The organism is Streptomyces anandii JCM 4720 (genome assembly GCF_014650655.1).
Taxonomy (GTDB): domain Bacteria; phylum Actinomycetota; class Actinomycetes; order Streptomycetales; family Streptomycetaceae; genus Streptomyces; species Streptomyces anandii.
In genome coordinates this window covers 307,347-309,223 of the sequence record NZ_BMVJ01000009.1, presented here as the reverse complement: position 1 = coordinate 309,223, position 1,877 = coordinate 307,347, and the positions used below count along the sequence as shown (strand labels likewise).

At 70.1% G+C, this 1,877-nt stretch carries 3 protein-coding genes; 1 reads left to right on the top strand and 2 read right to left on the bottom strand.

What is annotated here, in order from left to right; all coding sequences use genetic code 11:
- On the bottom strand, window positions 1-307 hold a 307-nt coding region (locus IE249_RS37800; RefSeq protein WP_229858809.1), incomplete at its 3' end, for an MIP/aquaporin family protein.
- Between the two features lie 331 nt (window positions 308-638).
- Window positions 639-1,418 (bottom strand): IclR family transcriptional regulator, encoded by a 780-nt coding sequence (locus tag IE249_RS18870; RefSeq protein ID WP_189705988.1) that lies wholly within the window; start codon window positions 1,416-1,418, stop codon window positions 639-641.
- 61 nt (window positions 1,419-1,479) lie between these two features.
- Here IE249_RS18870 and dhaM point away from each other — a divergent pair, with 61 nt between their 5' ends.
- Window positions 1,480-1,872, top strand: coding sequence for a dihydroxyacetone kinase phosphoryl donor subunit DhaM (dhaM, locus tag IE249_RS18865; RefSeq protein WP_189705987.1), 393 nt, complete (start codon window positions 1,480-1,482; stop codon window positions 1,870-1,872).
- The last annotated feature ends 5 nt before the right edge of the window (window positions 1,873-1,877 follow it).

Below are 1,877 nucleotides of genomic sequence, written 5' to 3'. Positions count from 1 at the left end.
GGACCGCGCCGACGACCTGGGCGGCCAGGTAACCGGGGACGTCCCTCCAGGGAGTCTTCCTCGTCGCGGCGAGCGCCAGGGTGATGGCCGGGTTGATCTGGCAGCCGGAGACATGACCGATCGCATAGATCATCGCGATGACGACCGTGGCGAACGCCAGCGAGATCATGCCCAGGTCAGCGAAGGTGAACGGGGCCTTGCCGTTGACGATGAGTGTCGCGGGGACCGAACCGACGCCGATGAACACCAGCATCGCGGTGCCCAGCATCTCGGCCACAAGCTTCTGTGGGTAGGTGTTCTCTTCCATGGAAGGCGCCCAGCGCGCAGGCGGCGGCTCGGGCGTCTCACCTCCTCCGCGGGGAGCGGGCTGTGAAGGGAGGTGGCCGCCAGGAGATCGGGGTCGGGGCGCCTGGCGGCCGCTCGGGGGAAGGCCGGCCATTTTGAGGACACGGCTGCAGGATGTTCACTATGGATGAACGTTGTTCCGGAAATTAGGCCCGCGTTTCCCGCCTGTCAAGAGGTTCGGCAGCGCTCGCCTCCCGCCCGACATGGAGAAGGCCCCTCGGCGGCGTGCCGAGGGGCCTTCTCCGTGGGGCGGGGCGCGAGAGCGGCCGACCGCCGCCGGGACGCGGGGCAGGTCAGGTCATGGCGGTGCGAGCGGCCGTCCCACGGGGGGCGCCGAGGTCGCGGGAGAGGTTGCGGGCGGTCTCCCGGACGGCGACCGCGAGTTCCTGACGTGCCGATTCGTTCAGGAGCCGCTCGACGGGGCCGACGATGCCGAGAGCGCCGACCACCTCGCCGGAGCGGTCGAAGACGGGGGAGGCGATGCCCGCGTCGCCGATGGCGGACTCCTGGTCCTCGATGGCGTACCCCGTCCTGAGCACCTCCTTCAACTGACCGGCCAGCTCCTCCTGGTCGGTGATGCTGGCACCGGTGAGCACGGCCGGCTCGGCCGCGAGCAGCCGCCGCCGCTCCCCACCCGGGAGGAAGGCCACGACGGCCTTGCCCAGGGCGCAGGTGCTCCACGGGATCCTGGCGCCGACCTCGAGGATCTGCACCGCTCCCTCCGGCCGGAAGGCGTGGTGCACCACCAGGACGTGGTCACCGGTGAGCACGGCCACCCAGACGGCCTCGTTCGTCCGGTTCGCGAGCTGGTCCGCCCAGGTCAGCGAGCGGGTCCGCAACTCCTGGGTGTCCAGGTAGGCGTTGCCCAGCTGCACCAGGTCGGGTCCGAGCTGGTACTTCGAGCTGTCCCGGTCCTGCACCACCAGACCCTCGGCCTCCAGTGTGCGCAGCAGCGCGTGCACGGTCGGCTTGGCCACGCCCAGGCGGTCGGCCAGCTCGGTCACTCCGAGCCGGGGTCCGGTGGACGCGAGCTCCCGCAGTATCTGCACCGCTCGCTGCACCGCCTGCACCATCGAAATTTTCTCCCTGGTTCACTATTGCTGAACAGCGTTCCGGCATCTACGGTCATTGTTCATGAGCGCATCTGTCGGCATCGTACTCGTGTCCCACAGCGCCGAGCTCGCCTCGGGCCTTCGCCTGCTGGTGGAGCAGATCGGCTCCGACACGGTCCCCCTCGCCACCGCCGGAGGCACCGACGACTGCCGGATCGGCACCAGCTACGACCGCGTCCTCGCCGCCATCCGCAGCGTCGACCGCGGAGCCGGTGTCGTCGTCCTGCCCGACCTCGGCAGCTCCGTCCTGACCGCCCGCACCGTCCTCGAAGACCATCCCAGTCCCGACGTGCTCATCGTCGACGCGCCCTTCGTCGAAGGAGCCGTCGCAGCCGTCGTCACCGCCGCATCCGGCGCCGGCCTGAAGACCGTCGCCGACGCCGCCAAGGAGGCCCGCCATGTCCACAAGCTCTGAACCCA

Coding starts and splice junctions, on each gene's coding strand:
- IE249_RS18870 (WP_189705988.1), bottom strand. CDS start 1,418: ATGGTGCAGGCGGTGCAGCGAGCGGTGCAGATACTGCGGGAGCTCGCG.
- dhaM (WP_189705987.1), top strand. CDS start 1,480: ATGAGCGCATCTGTCGGCATCGTACTCGTGTCCCACAGCGCCGAGCTC.